Raw genomic sequence first — 15,419 nt, 5'->3', positions numbered from 1 at the left:
CGTTTTCAGATCTCGTCACCCTAAGGTCTGGCCCGAGAAATAGGTGTTTCCAGTCGCCTGGCGTCAGCCATTGCGTGAAGCACGACCACGGGGTCGAGCCAGCGTTCTCCCAGCTTCACGCCCCAATGCAGGTGGGGCCCGCTGCTGCGGCCGCTGATTCCAATGGTGCCAAGGGGCTCACCCGCATGGAGCCAGGTGCCCTGCCGCAGATTCACCTCTCCGCTGCGCAGGGTGCCCCCCTCCACGCTCCCCTGCAGATGGCAGTACAGGTGCTCGTAGGCACCGGAGCGCATGACAAGCCCGATGCCGCAGCTCCCGTCGTTGATCAGCCGTTCCACTCGGCCAGCCCACCAGTTGAGGACTGGCGACCCCAGGGGTGCGGCGATGTCAAGGCCCTGATGGTGTCTCGAGCTGCCTGATCCGCTCGGCCTGAGGCCGAAATGGCTGGTGTAGCCGCTGAATTGCGGGACGGGAAAACGCGCTTTGCGCCAGGGGTTGGCCTGGGCAGAAGTCGCCAGCAGCAGGGCAGCAGCCAGCAGCCCTGGTTTAAAGCAAGCCGATGGAATGAAGAGGCCCACGACCGCTGAGCAACTCGAGCAGGAAAGCGGAGAAGCCGAGCATTGCCAAGCGACCGTTCCAGACCTCTGAGCTGTTGTTCCATCCCCAGGCCCACTTGTCTTGGGGGTAGAGCTTGACCTGTGTGGGAAGAGCGGCGGCTTGATCGAGGTTGACTTCTGGTCCTTCTAGGGCGTGTTGGACGAGGTTGGCCAGACCGTTGATAAAGGACGGTGTGGTGTCGAGAGCGGGAACGCGTCGGAAGTTGGTGATGCCGGCTTCCGTTGCGATTTCGCGGTATTCGATATCGATTTCCTCGAGGGTTTCGATGTGCTCGCTGACAAAGCTGATCGGGACGACGACGAGGTCCTTGACGCCGGATTCACCGAGTTCGTTGAGGGCGTCGTCGGTGTAGGGCTTGAGCCATTCCACCGGCCCGACGCGGCTTTGGTAGGCCAGGGTGAAGGGATTGGTGTGGCCGAGATCAGCGGCCAGCTTGTCCATGATCAGCTGGGCGCAGGTTTCGATCTCCTTTTGATAGGGATCACCGGCTTCCTCGACGTAGCTCTTGGGTACGCCGTGGGCGGAGAAGAAGACGTGGGCGTCAGGGGGGTTGGGGCAGGCCTGGATTTCTTTGCCGATGAGTTCGGCCATGGCGCCGATGTAGCCGGGGTCGTTGTAGTAGCTGCGGATGCAGCGGATGGGGAGTTTGGAGAAGGAGGGATCGCCCTGACGCAGGCGTTGCAGTTCGCGGAAGCTGGAGCCGCTGGTGCTGATGGAGAAGTGTGGATAGAGGGGAAGGACGACGACCTCATCGATCCCATCGGCCTTGATGTCGGCGACGGCCGATTCGGTGAAGGGATGCCAGTAGCGCATGGCCACATAGCTGGTGGCCTCAATGCCGCGTTGGCGGAGGGTGCTCTGGAGCTCGCGTGCCTGCTGCTCGGTGATGCGACGCAGCGGTGAGCCGCCACCGATGGAGCGGTAGGCGGCTTGCGACTTGCCAGCACGCAGGGAGCTGATCAACCAGGCGAGGGGCTTCTGGAGTGCGGGATTGGGTAGCCGGATGATTTCCGGGTCCGCGAAGAGGTTGTAGAGGAAGGGTCCGACGTCCTGAATGCGCTCAGGGCCGCCGAGGTTCAGCAACACCACGCCGACCTTGGCCATGCCCCGTTGCACCGGACAACAACAAGCGCGAGCGTAACGCTGCCGGCCTGGGGCTGGTCGCTACCGCTCAGTCTCGATAAGGTCGGCCGGCCCGCATTGGTCTCGAGATCAGCCTCGAACGCCTCGATCTGGCCCTTCGGGATCACAACGCGCTGCTGGCCGCCAGCGGGGTGTCGCTCCGGCTTGAGCGCCGTGGCTCCCGCTTGGGCCTCAGGGGCCCCCTCCCCTGCCGCAACGGTGGACCGTCCCAACGCGTGCAGCGAATCAGTCTCGGCCTCGATGCAGACATGGCCGGCTTGGAGCAGGCCCGCTCCCAACTGAGGCTTGTGCTGCAACAGCTCCAGCAGCAGCGCTTCTGCTGGCGGGATTGGGTGGCTAGCCCCAAGCCAACGGACGGCACAACGGGAGAGCGGTCGCATCCCGTCACGGCCACGCCCGTCGCGGTGCGACTGGAGCATTTTGAGCTGGCGTTTTTTAACGATCCGCGCCGCCGCCGCAATCCTTCTGGCGCACGGACCACCTGGAGCAGTGCCTATTTGCCCTATCTCAGACGCCTCGAGCGCCTGGCTCAGGATCAGGAACTGTCCTGGGGCTTTCCGCTCCTCGAGGCTGTTCTTGAGAGTTATCCCCTGGCCTCGCGGGGGCGTCAGCAATGCGGCACGACCCTGGCGGCCCTAGCCCGGGCGGAAGGGTTGGAGTTGCCCGCTGACTGGAGTGAGCGAGCGGCTGGCTATGGCCTCCATGCTGCCCAATTCCGCCAGCTCCCGAGTGATCTGCAGATTCTCGAGTGGATTGAGCGCATTCCCAATCCCGCATGGCGTTTGGCCTATGGCCTGATGGCGACCTATGGCCTGCGCAACCACGAGGTCTTCTTCAGCGATCTCTCCGCTTTGGCCCCGGGGGGTGATCGGGTCATCCGGGTCCTGCCCACGAGCAAGACCGGCGAGCACCAGGTCTGGCCCTTTCGCCCGGAGTGGGTGGAGCGCTTTGGTCTGGAGCAACTGGGGGCCCAGCGTCAGCTGCTGCCGGTGGTGTGTACCGATCTGCGCCGCACCACCCTTCAGCAGGTCGGACGTCGGGTGGCCGAGCAGTTCCGCCGCTACGCGCTGCCGTTAACCCCCTACGACCTGCGCCATGCCTGGGCAGTTCGCACCATTCACATCGGCCTGCCGGACACCGTGGCGGCGCGAATGATGGGGCACTCGGTGGCGATCCACACCCGCACCTATCACCACTGGATCACGCGCCGGGACCAACAGCAGGCGGTGGACACTGCCCTGGCGCGTCATCAGGCGGCGGCGGCCTGACCTTGGCAGATTGGACCCACCACGTGCCCCTTGCTGTGCCGGATCCCAACGCCCTTGACCAGACGGCATCGGAATTGGGGATGGGAGGTGACCTGGCCCCTGAGGCAACGGCTGATGCCTACCAGCGACGCATGGCCCGGCGGAAGGAAGTGCAGCAGCAGCGGGTTGGTGAGCGCTCCTTAGAGAAGGGGTTGGTGCTGGTCTTCACCGGCGATGGCAAGGGCAAGACCACCGCGGGACTGGGGCTCGTGCTCCGGACCTTGGGCCACGGGGAGCAGGTGGCGGTGGTGCAGTTCATTAAGGGGGGCTGGCATCCCGGTGAGGCCAAAGCCCTCGAAGTTTTTGGGGAGTCGCTGCATTGGCATGCCCTCGGTGAGGGATTTACCTGGGAAACCCAGGACCGCGAGCGCGACCGTGCCTTGGTGCAGCAGGCCTGGAATCGCTCTTGCGATTACCTCGCGGATCCCAATCGCAAGTTGGTGCTCCTGGATGAGGTCAACGTGGCCCTGAAATTGGGTTACCTCGACCTAGAGGTTCTGCTGGAGGGCCTCAACCTGCGGCCCCCCTTAACCCATGTGGCGCTGACCGGCCGCGGGGCTCCGCCGGCCTTGATTGAGCGGGCTGACCTGGTGACCGAGATGAAGTTGGTGCGCCATCCCTTCCGAGAGCAGGGGGTTAAAGCCCAGGCCGGAATCGAGTTTTAGGGACTGGCATTGGCCTGCACGGTGGCCAAGGCGCTCATCAGCACTGAAAGTCCACTGATCAACAGAGCCCGATGGACGACCGGCTCGCGCCAGGCATTGGGGTCTTCGGTGAGCTGTTCAACCGCTGAGAGGGTCAGGCGGGCCATCAGGCCGCTGCGGCTCGAGGCGCCGGGGGGAATGGGTTGGTCTTGATGCCTGTCCATCCATCACTCCCATCTGTTGGTCATCGAAGCGCTCCTGGCCAGCGTCGGCAAGGGATCTCACGCTTGCTACTGTTCGGCCATCGAACCTGCAGCACGAAGGGATGGCCTATCAGCGCGTGTTGCTGAAGCTCAGTGGCGAAGCCCTGATGGGCGAGCAGGGTTACGGCATCGATCCTGCGGTTGTTGATGCGATCGCCAAGGACGTTGCTGCTGTGGTCGCTGACGGGAGTCAGTTGGCAATCGTGGTGGGCGGGGGCAACATCTTCCGCGGTCTAAAAGGTTCAGCGGCGGGCATGGACCGGGCGACCGCTGACTACGTCGGAATGCTGGCCACGGTGATGAATGCCATCACCCTCCAGGACGGACTGGAGCGGGCAGGCATCCCCACCCGGGTCCAGAGCGCCATTTCCATGCAAGAGGTGGCTGAGCCCTACATCCGCCGCAAGGCCATTCGGCACATGGAGAAGGGGCGCGTGGTGATCTTTGCCGCGGGTACGGGCAATCCCTTCTTCACCACGGACACCACCGCTGCATTGCGGGCGGCCGAGATCGGGGCTGATGTGGTCTTCAAGGCCACGAAGGTTGATGGTGTCTATGACAAGGACCCCAACAAGTACGCCGACGCCGTGCGCTACGAAAGCCTCTCGTTCATGGATGTCCTCAGCAAAGAGCTAGAGGTGATGGACAGCACGGCCATCGCCCTCTGTAAGGACAACGCCATCCCAATTGTGGTGTTTGATCTGTTCGGCACCGGCAACATCGGCCGGGCTGTGCGCGGTGAACCCATCGGCACCAGCATTCTTCCTTCGGCCTGACGGGTCGGCCCAGTTCTCTCCTTCAGCGACGCCTTTTTCTCGCCATGGATCTCGAAGCCAGCATGCGCAAGTCGGTGGATTCCACCCAGCGCACCTTCAACACGATTCGTACCGGCCGGGCGAATGCATCGCTGCTAGACAAGATCCAGGTGGAGTACTACGGCGCTGATACGCCGCTGAAGTCCTTGGCCACCATCAGCACGCCGGACTCGACCACCATCCAACTTCAGCCGTTCGACATGAGCTCCTTGGCTCTGATCGAAAAGGCGATCGCCATGAGCGATCTCGGATTGACGTGCAACAACGACGGCAAGTTGATTCGCATCAACATTCCGCCCCTCACCGAGGATCGCCGTAAGGAGCTCTGCAAGCTGGCGGCGAAGTATGCCGAGGAAGGCAAGGTTGCCCTGCGCAACGTTCGCCGCGATGCCATCGACAAGGTGAAAAAGCAGGAGAAGGAAGGGGAGTTCTCTGAAGATCAGAGTCGCGATGAGCAGGACAAGGTCCAGAAGCTCACCGACAAGTTCATCGCTGAGATCGAGAAACTCCTGGCGGATAAGGAAGCAGACATCCTCAAGGTGTGAGCCAACAGCATTGTTTTGATGTTGCCGTTGTCGGTGCCGGTGCTGCCGGCGCATCGGCGGCTTATCACCTGGCGGCCCGTGGACGCCGGGTTCTCCTTTTGGACGCTCAGTCCTTGCCCCGTGCCAAGCCCTGCGGTGGCGGGATGGCGGCTTCGGTGCAGCGCTGGTTTCCCTTTGACCTGCAGCCGGCCGTTGATCGAGTGATCACCCAGGTGAAATTCACCTGGTGCCTGGAGGATCCGGTGGTGGCGGTCCTGCCTGGTGATTCACCCTTCTGGATCGTCCAGCGCTCCAAGCTCGATCACTACCTCGTCCAGCAGGCTGTGGCAGAGGGCGCTGAGCTGCTGGATGGCTCCGAAGTCTCGTCGATCCAGCGCGACGGCGATCAATGGATGCTGGAATCCAGGGGCGATGGCTACCGGGCGCGAGCTGTGGTGATCGCTGATGGCTCCAATTCACGTTTTGCCGCTCCCTTGGGCCTTGGTCCCAGTCAGCCGCGCTTTGCGGAGGCCTTGGCGGTCGAGGTGGATGCTGATGTCCTAGAGAGCGACACGGCTCGATTTGAATTCGGACTCGTGCGCCATGGCTTCTGCTGGGCCTTTCCTCGGCAAGGCGGCTACAGCATTGGTGTCGGCACCTTCATTGGCCGCGACGCGGCGGATGCCGATGCGGTCTTGGCTGAACTGCTGCCAGCGTTGGGTCTGCCCTCTGATGCTGGCTTGAGACGGCGTTCTCCTCTTCGGGTCTGGGATGGTCACTATCCGCTGCATGTCCCAGGGGCGGTGGTGGTTGGCGATGCCGCTTCGCTCTGTGACCCCTTTTTGGCGGAAGGGTTGCGGCCAGCACTGATAAGCGGAGTTCGCGCGGCAGAGGCAGTCGATCGCTACCTGGGCTCTTCAGCGTCCGATGAGCAACAGAAGGCCCTGGCCCAGTACAGCGCCGAGATGCGCCAGCACTGGGGAGACTCCATGGCCTGGGGGCGTCGCATTGCGCAAGTTTTTTACCGGGTCCCCAAGGTGGGTTACCAACTGGGGATCAAGCGCCCGACCGCACCGCAACGGATTGCTCAGATCCTGTCAGGGGAGATGGGTTATGGGGATATCGCCCAGCGCGTCATCAAACGGTTGCTCTTCCAGAGGGGCTGAACCCTCAGCCCACCTTCGTGCAGTCCTTGAGTTGTCTGAGGCGTTGATCGATCGAGCCCAGTAGCTCGATGGCAAACATCGGGGACTCCTGCACGGCGAAGAGAAACTTCTCGCGGTTCATCTTCAGCAGTTTGCAGTCACTGACTGCCTTGGCGTTGCCATAGCGGCGGTGCTCGGCTGTCACCAGAGCGCCGGCCCCAAAGACATCACCGGCCTTGATCACCTCATGGCCGACCTCGTCATTCCAGGTGAGTTCGACGGTTCCCTCAAGAACGCCGAACATGCAGTCACCGGTTTCACCCGAAGCAAAAATCGACCCACCAGCTGGAGCGTGAAGCACCTCGCCTTGGCTCGCCAGGGCGCGCATGGTTTCGAGGGCGTTCACGCAGGATCTAACTTTGAGGGTGGAACTTTAGGTCAGTTATTGATGGCGAGAGCAGCACCGAGCCCGCCTCGGATGTCGTTGGGCAAAAGACGTCCATCGTGATCGGTGTCCAGCGCATCAAAGACGGCATCGGTTCCAAGCCACTCCTCGCGGGTGATACAACCATCGCCATCGAGGTCGTTGAGCAGGAAGATTTCCTGGGCCGCATGTTGAAAAGCCCCGGCTCCTTCGAGTTCTCCCAAGCGGTGGGCGAGCTGGGCTTCCAGGGTTTCGATGGCTTTGGTGAATCCCCGGATGCCTTCATCCAGTTTTTCAGTCGCCATCTGGTCCTCGGCCATCATCACCTTGAACCCTTGAGCATCGAGATGAATCTGCTGCTCGGTGGTGGCTGGGTCAAATGGATTTAATTTGCGATGTAAATCGCCCTGGGTGTTGCGCAGTTGGTCAAGGAGCTTGGGCGAGATGGTGAGTAGATCACAGCCCGCCAATTCGATGATTTCGTCAATATTGCGGAAGCTCGCACCCATGACCTCGGTTTTGTAGCCGAAGGTTTTGAAGTAGTTGAAGATCTTGGTGACCGAGAGAACACCAGGGTCCTCATGGCCGGGATAGCTTTCGCGGCCGGTGCTTTTCTTGTACCAGTCGAGGATGCGACCGACGAAGGGGGAGATCAAGGTGGCTCCGGCTTCAGCCGCAGCTACGGCCTGGGCAAAACTGAAGAGCAGGGTGAGGTTGCAGTGAATACCCTCTTTCTCGAGCACTTCGGCGGCTTTGATCCCCTCCCAGGTCGAGGCGATCTTGATCAGCACGCGATCGCGGTTTATGCCGGCTTGGCGGTAGAGGCCAATCAGTTTCCGGGCTTTGGTGATCGTGGCCTCAGTGTCAAAGCTCAGGCGCGCATCCACTTCGGTGGAGACCCTGCCTGGCACGATTTTCAGGATCTCTTTGCCAAAGGTGACGCAGATCTCATCGAGGGCTTCACGCACCACTTCTTCAGCGGGAGCTGAGGGCCCGCAGACTTCGCGGGATTCCCGTAGGGAGGTGTCGATCAGGTTTTGGTAGGCCGGGATTTGAGCTGCAGCCAGGATCAGCGATGGGTTGGTGGTGGCATCCCGGGGCGTGAACTGTTGGATCGCATCGATATCACCGGTATCGGCGACCACAACCGTCATCGCGGCCAGTTGGTCGAGGAGATTGGCCATGCCGGGCACCAAACGTGATTTCAAACTAGCGATGCAGAACGGGGACAGAACCCTGTTGTCACCAAGCGGTCACTGATTGAGGCCTACTGCCTTGCTGTGGTTGGAACCGAACGGGTGGGGGGGATTTTCTCCAGCACCAGCAAGGCTTCGATGATTTGCTTGGCCACGGGGACTGCCACGGTTGAGCCATAGGCGTTCTCGCCTTTGGGTTCATCGATGACGACCAACACGACGTAGCGCGGTTTGTTGATCGGCAGATGGGCGATGAAGCTCGTGATCTTGGCGCCTGGGACGTAGACCCCATTGCGAGCTTTTTGCGCTGTGCCTGTTTTTCCGCCAATGCGGTGGCCAGGGATTTGAACGCCACGGCCACTGCCTTTCTCCACCACGGTCTCCATCCAATTCAGGACGGTCTGCGCGATCGCCGGTCGGATGAGTTGGACGCCAGAGGCTGGTGGGGCGCTAGCGAGGTCATCACCGGAGCGGAGTCCCCGAGTGATGTGGGGACTGACCAGCCGGCCGCCGTTGGCCAACATCGCGTGCAGCTGAATCAGTTTCAGCGGTGTGAGGTTGAATCCCTGCCCGAAGGCTGCCGTGGCCGGTTCGATCGGTTGGGTCTTGAAGGTCTCGAGGGACTTCAGCTGGCCCGCAACGGCGCCCGGCAGGTCGGTATCGGGGGTGTTGTCGATCCCGAGGGTCTGGAGCCAATGCCAGAACCGTGAGGGCTGAACGCGCCGCATGGCCTGGACCATGCCGACGTTGCTTGAGACCTGCAGCACCGTGGGGAAGTCGATCACCCCATTGCCTTTGCGGTCGTGGTTAAAGATCGGCCAGCCGCCAATGGTGAGTTGGCCAGAATCATTGACCTTGCCGGAGGGATCAATGGCGTTTTCCTGCAAGGCGATCGCCAGGTTGATCGGTTTAAAGGTTGAGCCAGGCTCATAGAGGTCTTGCACCGACCACTCGCGGAATAACCCAGGTTTGAATTTCCAGAACTGATTGGGGTTGTAGGTCGGTGTGGAGGCCAGGGTCAGCAGTTCACCATTGCTGACATCCATCACCAGGGCCGCCCCCCGTGTGGCCTTCCACTTCTTGACCTGTTTGGCCAACGCCATCTGGGCGACTTGTTGCAGTCGGGCATCAAGGGTGAGCTGCAACTTGAGGTCATCGCCGTAGAGCACTCCTGGCTTCAGGCCGTCGGGGAGTGGCGTCCCATCGGCTCCGCGCCGGAGGCTTCGTGAGGCTTCTTGGCGACGCAGGTCGCGATCACGGCTCTGTTCGAGTCCGGCTTGCGGGATGCGCTCGAGGTTGAGAAAGCCGACGACATTGGCGAACAGTCCGGCTTGCGGGTAGACGCGTTGGGGATAAGCCTCCAGGTCGACACCGCTGATGCCGAGTTCCCGCACCCGCTGGGCGGTTTCAGGATCCAGCTCGCTGGCGAGCTTGACCCCGGATTTGCGGCCATCCATGGCCTTGAGTAACTCGCCCATCGGCTTGGCGAGCACGGGGGAGAGCTTGCGTGCCACATCCAGGGGACTGCGCAGTCGTCCGATGTCATCTCCAGGGAAGGAGAAGTAGCGGGGGTGGGCCCAGAGGGTGAAGCGCTCTTCGTCCAGGGCCACCAGGCGTCCCTGTCGATCAACGATGGTCCTGCGCCTGCCCAAGGGCGTGATCGTCTGGGTCTGGATCGCCCGGGCGCGATTCAGGAGCTCGTTGCCCTGAATGACTTGAACCCAAGCCAGGCGAAGGGCGAGGCCACTGAGCCCCGCTGCTAACAGTCCGTAGACAACCCAGAGCCGACGCGACGGCACGGGCTGAAAGTCCACGACGTGGTTCCGTCTGCGTCGCCGATCGTCCCGTGGTGCAGGGGTGCGGCGGCCTTGCAGCCCCAGTGATCCCATCAGTACCCGGGCAGAATTTGGCCCGGGTTGACCTGGGCCAGCAAGGCTTCAAAGCTCGGGCCCGAGGAGCTGGCCGGTGGAGCGACGTACACCAGCTTTTCGCTGCTGGTGGGTTCCAGGAGGCTTGGTTTGCGGGTCATGGAGAGGTGGTGCTGCTCGAGCATCGCAGCCGAGTCCTGCAGGCGGTGCTCCAACCGCTGGGTGGCTTCTAGAGACTGAAAACTGCTCGTCCAGCGGCCTTGCCAGTGAAGGGTTAAGGCGCTCAGGCCGACCACCGCGACCCCCAGGCCGACCAGGCTTCCATCGGCGATGCGGTGCAGGTTCCCAAGCCATGGGGCTTGGCGATCGAGCTTGCGAGCCAGCAGTGAGCCTTGAATCAGCTCAAGCGATCGGCTGGAGCGGTTGCCCTGCGCTCGGTTGCTCTGTTGGAGCTGAACGGCAACCACAAACATCAATGCGTGCTGCGCAAGTCAACCACGCGAGAGCGCTTCCAGCAAGTGGGTTTTCACCAACCCAGCACAACAAGATTGAAGAACGTCAGGCTGTTCCAGAGGGCGTGCATCAGCACGCAGCTCCCGAGCCGTCCGCTGCGCCAGCGCAGCCAGCCCAAGCCGAGCCCTAAAACCATCAGTGGCGGGAATTCTCCGAGGCTGGAATGGGCCACCGCAAAGACCGCGGCGCTGGCCACAACACCCCAGCCCGATCCCCAGTAGCGGGCGGCAACGGGCAACAGCACGCCGCGAAAAATCGTCTCTTCAAACAGGGGGGCCATCACGATGGCGGTGACCCCAAAGCACGCCAGGGCTGGGACGTTGTGCCCATTGAGAACCAGCTCGAGCAGGGGATTACTGCCACCGGGGTCGCCAAAAACTTGTCCCTGCAGCCAGCCGACCAGGCTCACCAAGGGCAGCACCATCAAAAAGCCCTTGAGGGCTTGGCTCAAACAGAGCTGGGACGGAGACCAACGAAATTGCAGCCAGCCCCCCTGGGGGGCTGGCCCCAGGGGCTTCAGCAGCATCCGCAGGATCAGAAGTGGCCCGGCCATCAAGGCGCCATAGAGGGCAACGACGCTGATGCCCTGTTTGAGCACTGCATTGATCGGTAAGTCCTGCAGCAGGCGGGTCAGCAGCGGTGCCACCAGCAGTGGTGTGATCAGCGAACCGACGACGACAAAGCCGCCGGCTACCAACAAGACGGTGTCAATCCCGGACAGGTTGGGGCCTTGCCAAGGTGGAGCTGCTGGGGCTTTTCCGCGCCAGCGGCGCCAGAGCTCGCGCAGCAGCAAGGCGATGCCTGCGATCAGCCCCAGTGCCGGAAGCAATGTGACAGCCAGCAGCTGAAGGCTGGCCCGGCGAGCCACCTGCCCCCCGTTGCAGGCTCCCTCCCCGAGCAGTGCCTCGCAGGTCCATTGACGCAGCAGGGTGGATCCCTTCAGCTGAGCGAGTAGTTCCTCCCGATCCCGTCTGCTGTGCTGCTCCGGTTTGAGAAGGGCGGCTGCGATGGACCGGTGTTCCCCTGCTCCGGTTTGGAGGCGATCCAACAGGGCCTTGGCCTGATTCCCATCCCCTGTTCGCTGCAGCAGCAGCGCTTGCTCAAGCAAGAGGTCAGGGGATGGATTGCGTCCCTCCTCCTCGTTGCTGTTAATGGCGACCTTCAGGCTCTCTTTGAGCGATTGCAGTGGATCGCTGGAGCTCACCAGCGGACGGATCGGTTCGCTTAGGTTCCCCTGGGCAAGCACGGTCAGCTCCAGCTGGCGGCGACTGAGGTCGTCGCCAACGGAGGGGCGCTCCAAGCTGCTGAGAAGACCGTTCAGCCAGAGCAACAGGCTGAGCGCCAGGCTGACGAGTGCCAGGGCTGATTTCCAGTTGGGGGTCTCCTGGCGGGTTGGACTGTTGGACTCGTGTTCCGCGCTCACCCCACTGCCCCGTGGATGTCAATGCGGGCATTCTGTCGGCCCGAGGAGGGCCCACAGATCACTCCAATACGATGCCTTTTCGTTAAGGAAGTGCCCGTGTCCCTCCGGATCCTGCTGGTTCGCCACGGCCTGAGCAGCTTCAACCTCGAGCACCGCATCCAGGGCAGAGATGACCTCTCAAGCCTGACCGAGGTGGGTGCCAAGCAGGCATTGGCGACCGGAGAGGCCCTGCGGGGTTTGACCATTGACGCGGCCTACAGCTCGCCGCTGCGGCGAGCCCACGACACCGCAACGGCACTGCTGGCCGCGCAGGGATCCAGCCTGGATCTGCAGCTGAGCGACGACCTGCTCGAGGTGGACCTGTCGCCTTGGAGCGGCCTGTTGAGCACGGAGGTTCAGGCCCAGTTCCGCAAGGATTACGCCACCTGGAAGCAGCAGCCAGAGCTGCTCCAGCTGCACCGCTCCGACGGGACGGCCTATGCGCCGATCCCTGAGTTGATGGCCCAGGCCCAGCGCTTCTTGGCCCATTTGCTGGCAGCCCACGATCCGGCTGCCGCCGACAGTCAGACCGTTCTGGTGGTGGGCCATAACGCGATCCTGCGGTGCCTGGTGCTCGCCTTGCTGGGCCTGGATGCCTCCGGTTTCCGTCGTCTCCGTTTAGAGAACGCCTCGCTGTCGGTCTTCAACGTCAGCCCGGCTCCCTCGGGTTCGCCCACCAAACCCTGGGCCGTTCAGATCGAATCTCTCAATGGCACCACTCACCTGCAGCGAGAGGTCTGTGCCAGCAGCTTGCCGAGCAAAGGTCAGGGTCCCCGCCTGCTCCTGGTGCGCCATGGAGAGACCAATTGGAATCGCCAAGGGCGTTTCCAGGGACAGATCGATATCCCCTTAAACGAGAACGGCTGGGCCCAGGCCGCCGCCGCGGGTGAGTTTTTGCGGAAGCTGAGCTTTGATCGGGCCTACACCAGCTCCATGTCCCGCCCTCGCCAGACGGCGGAGGGGATCCTGAAGCACCACCCAGGGGTCCCTCTCACCAGCGTCTCGGATCTGGTGGAGATTGGTCACGGCGAGTGGGAGGGCCGTCTGGAGGAGGAGATCTCCGCCACCTGGGCAGAGCTGCTGGCGAATTGGAAACGGGCACCTGAAACCGTGCAGATGCCCGATGGGGAAACCATCCAGGACGTCTGGGAGCGCTCCCTGAAGGGCTGGAACACCATTGCGGCGAGCCTGTCCAGTGAGGAGACTGCCTTGGTGGTCGCCCACGATGCCGTGAACAAGACCATTCTTTGCGCCTTGCTCGGACTGACTCCAGCGGACATCTGGGCTGTCAAACAGGGCAACGGCGGAGTCACCGTGATCGACTACCCCAATGGAGCCGATCAAGCTCCGGTGGTGGTTTGTTTGAACCAGACGGCGCATCTTGGAGGGGTGATCGACCGCACCGCTGCCGGCGCCCTCTGATCGCCATTGCCCCCAGCGTTGACGATGCCGATGTCTCTCCCCCAAGCCCTGGTGCTGCGCCAGGTTCAGCTGTTGGAGGGACCGGGCCAGGCGCCGCGCCGCACCGACGTGCGGATGGAGGAGGGTCGGATCGCTGCATGGGGTGAGGGTTGCCGGGATCATCCCTGCCCGGTGATCGATGCCTCCGGGCTGCTGTTAGCCCCTTCCCTGGTGGATCCCCATTCGTGTTTGGACGATCCCCTCCATGGGGTGGGTGAAACCCGGGCATCCCTCGAGCGTTCTGCCATTGCGGCGGGCTATGGCACCGTCGCCCTCTTGCCCGATGCGAGCCCTTGGCGCGATTCCCCCGAGCGGCTGCAGGCCCTGCGCGTCCCTCAGGGACAGGGACTGGAACTGTTGCTCTGGGGCAGTTTCAGCCTGTCGGGAGCCGGCCTTGAGCTGGCCCCCCATGGTGATCAATTGGCCAGCGGAGCTCTGGGCTTGGCCGATGGCGCTCAAACCCCTTCCCTGCCGTTGCTCGAGCGGGGACTCAGCCTGGCGGAAATGGATCAGGCTCCAGTTCTCCTGGCGCCTCGGGACAGGACCCTCGCCCAGGAGGGCTTCGTCAGGGAGGGGGTTGAGGCTCTGCGGGCGGGATGGCCCATGGATCCCATCACCAGCGAAAGTCTGCCCCTGCGCAACCTGTTGGCCTTGGCAGCGCGCTACCCCTCCTGTCGTCTGCAACTGATGAATCTGTCCACTGCTGAAGCGGTGGACCTCCTCGGCTCCATGGCGGCGGAGCAGCGGCCCGTCGCCACGGTTTGTTGGTGGCATCTCCTGGCGGATTCGGCCAACTTGGCCCCGATTGAGGAGGGCTGGCGGGTGGAGCCGCCACTGGGATCAGCCCAGGACCGTCAGCGGCTAAAGGAAGGATTGCGAGAGGGACTGCTGTCGGCGGTGGCGGTTCATCATCAAGCCCTCGATCCCGAGGAGCAGTTGCTTCCCGTGGATCAGCGCCGGCCTGGAGTGGCGGGCCATCGCTTCGTTCTCCCTGCTCTTTGGCAGGAGCTGGTGGAGGGTGATGGCTGGAGTGCGGAGCAGCTTTGGCAGGTTCTCTGTTTTGGCCCCGCCGACCTGCTTGGTCTGGAGCCTCCCAAGCTGCAATTGGGGACGGATCGCTGGTTGCTGTTTGATCCCCAGCACGTTTGGACGGCGCAGGAGGATTGCTATGCGCCCTTGGCCGCCAACCAGCCCATGGCTAGAGCAACCCTCAAGGGGCAAGTGCTGGCGACGGGGCTCAACCCCCAGCTTTGGCGCTGGATCTCCTGAGCGGATCGCTGCTGGTCAGCGCACCGGAGGTCGACAGAGGCCAGAAGCGCCAGAAGGCCCGCCCAATAATTTCTTTCTCTGGGAGAAAAGCACCACCTGGCCAGAAGCGACCATCCCAACTGTTGGCGCGGTTGTCGCCCAGCACGAGGACATGGCCTGGGGGAACAACGGCGTTGAGGGTCCTGCACTGCCCCATTCCCAGCGCATTGACAGGGCAGTAGTTCGTTACGTACGGCTCCTTGAGCCAGCTGCCGTTGACGTTGACCTCTCCCCGGGGATTGATGACGACCCGATCACCGGAGACGGCCACCACGCGTTTGATGTAGGCGTCACAGGCCGGATCGGCGACCCCCGGGATGCTGTTGACAATCGGTAGGTGCGCGAGGACGCAGCCCAGGGGACCCACGCTTCGATCGGCGCTGAGGACTGGATCGAAGTGGTGGGGGGCATGGAAAACCACGATCTCTCCCCGTTTGGGCGCTCGGCTCTGTAGGGAGAGTTTCTCCACCAGCAGCCGATCCTGCAGCTGTAGTCCCGGGAGCATTGAGCCGGAGGGGATGTAGCGGGCCTCCAGGACGTAGTGGCGGACGCCCAGGGCTACGCCGAGGGTGATCAAGACCCCTCTCCAGAAGACCCAGGGACTTTCTTGGGGTGGTTGTTTCCCTCCAGGTTCAGGCTCGGAGCCCTCGGTTTTGCTGCTGGCAGCTTGTGTTGGATCGTGCGAGGACAAGGACGGGGCTGCCAGCTTGGGGTTCGGCTAGGGAAGA

General features: G+C 62.7%; 16 protein-coding genes. 7 read left to right on the top strand and 9 right to left on the bottom strand.

Translation table 11 applies throughout. From position 1 onward, the window contains the following. Window positions 1–20 precede the first annotated feature (20 nt). Window positions 21–578 (bottom strand): M23 family metallopeptidase, encoded by a 558-nt coding sequence (locus ACLM42_RS06250; RefSeq protein WP_415400087.1) that lies wholly within the window; start codon window positions 576–578, stop codon window positions 21–23. Further along, window positions 547–1,722: a ferrochelatase gene (gene hemH / locus ACLM42_RS06245; protein ID WP_247910766.1), complete on the bottom strand. Its 1,176-nt coding sequence runs from the start codon at window positions 1,720–1,722 to the stop codon at window positions 547–549. Before hemH ends, ACLM42_RS06250 begins: the two co-directional genes overlap by 32 nt. A gap of 254 nt (window positions 1,723–1,976) precedes the next feature. Between hemH and ACLM42_RS06240 the strand changes: the two genes are divergently transcribed. Both ACLM42_RS06240 and cobO read left to right on the top strand, forming a co-directional pair. Then, window positions 1,977–3,029 (top strand): site-specific integrase, encoded by a 1,053-nt coding sequence (locus ACLM42_RS06240; protein WP_415400142.1) that lies wholly within the window; start codon window positions 1,977–1,979, stop codon window positions 3,027–3,029. Window positions 3,030–3,109: 80 nt separating this feature from the next. Further along, complete coding sequence (gene cobO / locus ACLM42_RS06235; protein WP_415400141.1) at window positions 3,110–3,733, top strand: cob(I)yrinic acid a,c-diamide adenosyltransferase; 624 nt, start codon at window positions 3,110–3,112, stop codon at window positions 3,731–3,733. Here cobO and ACLM42_RS06230 read toward each other — a convergent pair. Further along, window positions 3,730–3,936, bottom strand: coding sequence for a hypothetical protein (locus ACLM42_RS06230; protein WP_247910767.1), 207 nt, complete (start codon window positions 3,934–3,936; stop codon window positions 3,730–3,732). The two genes, cobO and ACLM42_RS06230, sit on opposite strands and share 4 nt — an antisense overlap. Window positions 3,937–4,037: 101 nt before the next feature. On the opposite strand from ACLM42_RS06230, the gene pyrH reads away from it, so the two are divergent. Genes pyrH through ACLM42_RS06215 form a run of 3 tightly spaced genes read left to right on the top strand, consistent with a single transcriptional unit; the run spans window position 4,038 to window position 6,480 of the window. Beyond that, window positions 4,038–4,751 carry a UMP kinase gene (gene pyrH / locus ACLM42_RS06225; RefSeq protein WP_247910768.1) on the top strand — a complete coding sequence of 238 codons (714 nt, stop codon included), beginning with the start codon at window positions 4,038–4,040 and terminating at the stop codon, window positions 4,749–4,751. Window positions 4,752–4,795: 44 nt separating this feature from the next. After that, window positions 4,796–5,335, top strand: coding sequence for a ribosome recycling factor (gene frr / locus ACLM42_RS06220; protein WP_247910769.1), 540 nt, complete (start codon window positions 4,796–4,798; stop codon window positions 5,333–5,335). Further along, window positions 5,332–6,480, top strand: a complete 1,149-nt coding sequence (locus tag ACLM42_RS06215; protein ID WP_415400086.1) for an NAD(P)/FAD-dependent oxidoreductase — start codon at window positions 5,332–5,334, stop codon at window positions 6,478–6,480. The genes frr and ACLM42_RS06215 overlap by 4 nt, the downstream gene beginning before the upstream one ends. A 4-nt stretch (window positions 6,481–6,484) precedes the next feature. Here the strand turns inward: ACLM42_RS06215 and ACLM42_RS06210 are convergent, their stop codons facing one another. From ACLM42_RS06210 to ACLM42_RS06190, 5 genes are all read right to left on the bottom strand, one after another. Further along, window positions 6,485–6,865, bottom strand: a complete 381-nt coding sequence (locus tag ACLM42_RS06210; RefSeq protein WP_247910771.1) for a Crp/Fnr family transcriptional regulator — start codon at window positions 6,863–6,865, stop codon at window positions 6,485–6,487. Window positions 6,866–6,897: 32 nt separating this feature from the next. Continuing rightward, window positions 6,898–8,067 (bottom strand): transaldolase, encoded by a 1,170-nt coding sequence (locus ACLM42_RS06205; protein WP_247910772.1) that lies wholly within the window; start codon window positions 8,065–8,067, stop codon window positions 6,898–6,900. Between the two features lie 83 nt (window positions 8,068–8,150). Beyond that, entirely contained in the window at window positions 8,151–9,968 is a 1,818-nt protein-coding gene (locus ACLM42_RS06200) for a peptidoglycan D,D-transpeptidase FtsI family protein (protein ID WP_415400085.1), read from the bottom strand. Then, window positions 9,968–10,420, bottom strand: coding sequence for a hypothetical protein (locus ACLM42_RS06195; protein WP_247910774.1), 453 nt, complete (start codon window positions 10,418–10,420; stop codon window positions 9,968–9,970). The genes ACLM42_RS06200 and ACLM42_RS06195 overlap by 1 nt, the downstream gene beginning before the upstream one ends. A 53-nt stretch (window positions 10,421–10,473) precedes the next feature. Beyond that, a complete protein-coding gene (locus ACLM42_RS06190; RefSeq protein WP_415400084.1) occupies window positions 10,474–11,883 on the bottom strand; it encodes a lysostaphin resistance A-like protein in 1,410 nt (469 codons plus the stop codon). Between the two features lie 96 nt (window positions 11,884–11,979). Between ACLM42_RS06190 and ACLM42_RS06185 the strand changes: the two genes are divergently transcribed. Both ACLM42_RS06185 and ACLM42_RS06180 read left to right on the top strand, forming a co-directional pair. Continuing rightward, window positions 11,980–13,344, top strand: a complete 1,365-nt coding sequence (locus tag ACLM42_RS06185; RefSeq protein WP_415400083.1) for a histidine phosphatase family protein — start codon at window positions 11,980–11,982, stop codon at window positions 13,342–13,344. Window positions 13,345–13,374: 30 nt separating this feature from the next. Continuing rightward, the gene (locus ACLM42_RS06180; protein WP_415400082.1) at window positions 13,375–14,652 is read left to right on the top strand and encodes a dihydroorotase; all 1,278 of its coding nucleotides are present in this window, start codon (window positions 13,375–13,377) and stop codon (window positions 14,650–14,652) included. Here the strand turns inward: ACLM42_RS06180 and lepB are convergent. After that, window positions 14,621–15,382 (bottom strand): signal peptidase I, encoded by a 762-nt coding sequence (lepB, locus tag ACLM42_RS06175; protein ID WP_415400081.1) that lies wholly within the window; start codon window positions 15,380–15,382, stop codon window positions 14,621–14,623. The two genes, ACLM42_RS06180 and lepB, sit on opposite strands and share 32 nt — an antisense overlap. Window positions 15,383–15,419: the final 37 nt, after the last annotated feature.

Origin of the sequence: Synechococcus sp. W4D4 (assembly GCF_047716805.1) — a bacterium.
GTDB lineage: Bacteria > Cyanobacteriota > Cyanobacteriia > PCC-6307 > Cyanobiaceae > Vulcanococcus.
This window is presented reverse-complemented; position numbering and strand designations above follow the sequence as displayed.

Bases quoted from the DNA above. Each gene is read 5' to 3' on its own strand.
- ACLM42_RS06180 (WP_415400082.1), top strand. From the start codon at position 13,375: ATGTCTCTCCCCCAAGCCCTGGTGCTGCGCCAGGTTCAGCTGTTGGAG.
- cobO (WP_415400141.1), top strand. From the start codon at position 3,110: ATGGGAGGTGACCTGGCCCCTGAGGCAACGGCTGATGCCTACCAGCGA.
- hemH (WP_247910766.1), bottom strand. From the start codon at position 1,722: ATGGCCAAGGTCGGCGTGGTGTTGCTGAACCTCGGCGGCCCTGAGCGC.
- ACLM42_RS06200 (WP_415400085.1), bottom strand. From the start codon at position 9,968: ATGGGATCACTGGGGCTGCAAGGCCGCCGCACCCCTGCACCACGGGAC.
- ACLM42_RS06230 (WP_247910767.1), bottom strand. From the start codon at position 3,936: ATGGACAGGCATCAAGACCAACCCATTCCCCCCGGCGCCTCGAGCCGC.
- frr (WP_247910769.1), top strand. From the start codon at position 4,796: ATGGATCTCGAAGCCAGCATGCGCAAGTCGGTGGATTCCACCCAGCGC.
- pyrH (WP_247910768.1), top strand. From the start codon at position 4,038: ATGGCCTATCAGCGCGTGTTGCTGAAGCTCAGTGGCGAAGCCCTGATG.
- ACLM42_RS06205 (WP_247910772.1), bottom strand. From the start codon at position 8,067: ATGGCCAATCTCCTCGACCAACTGGCCGCGATGACGGTTGTGGTCGCC.
- ACLM42_RS06195 (WP_247910774.1), bottom strand. From the start codon at position 10,420: ATGTTTGTGGTTGCCGTTCAGCTCCAACAGAGCAACCGAGCGCAGGGC.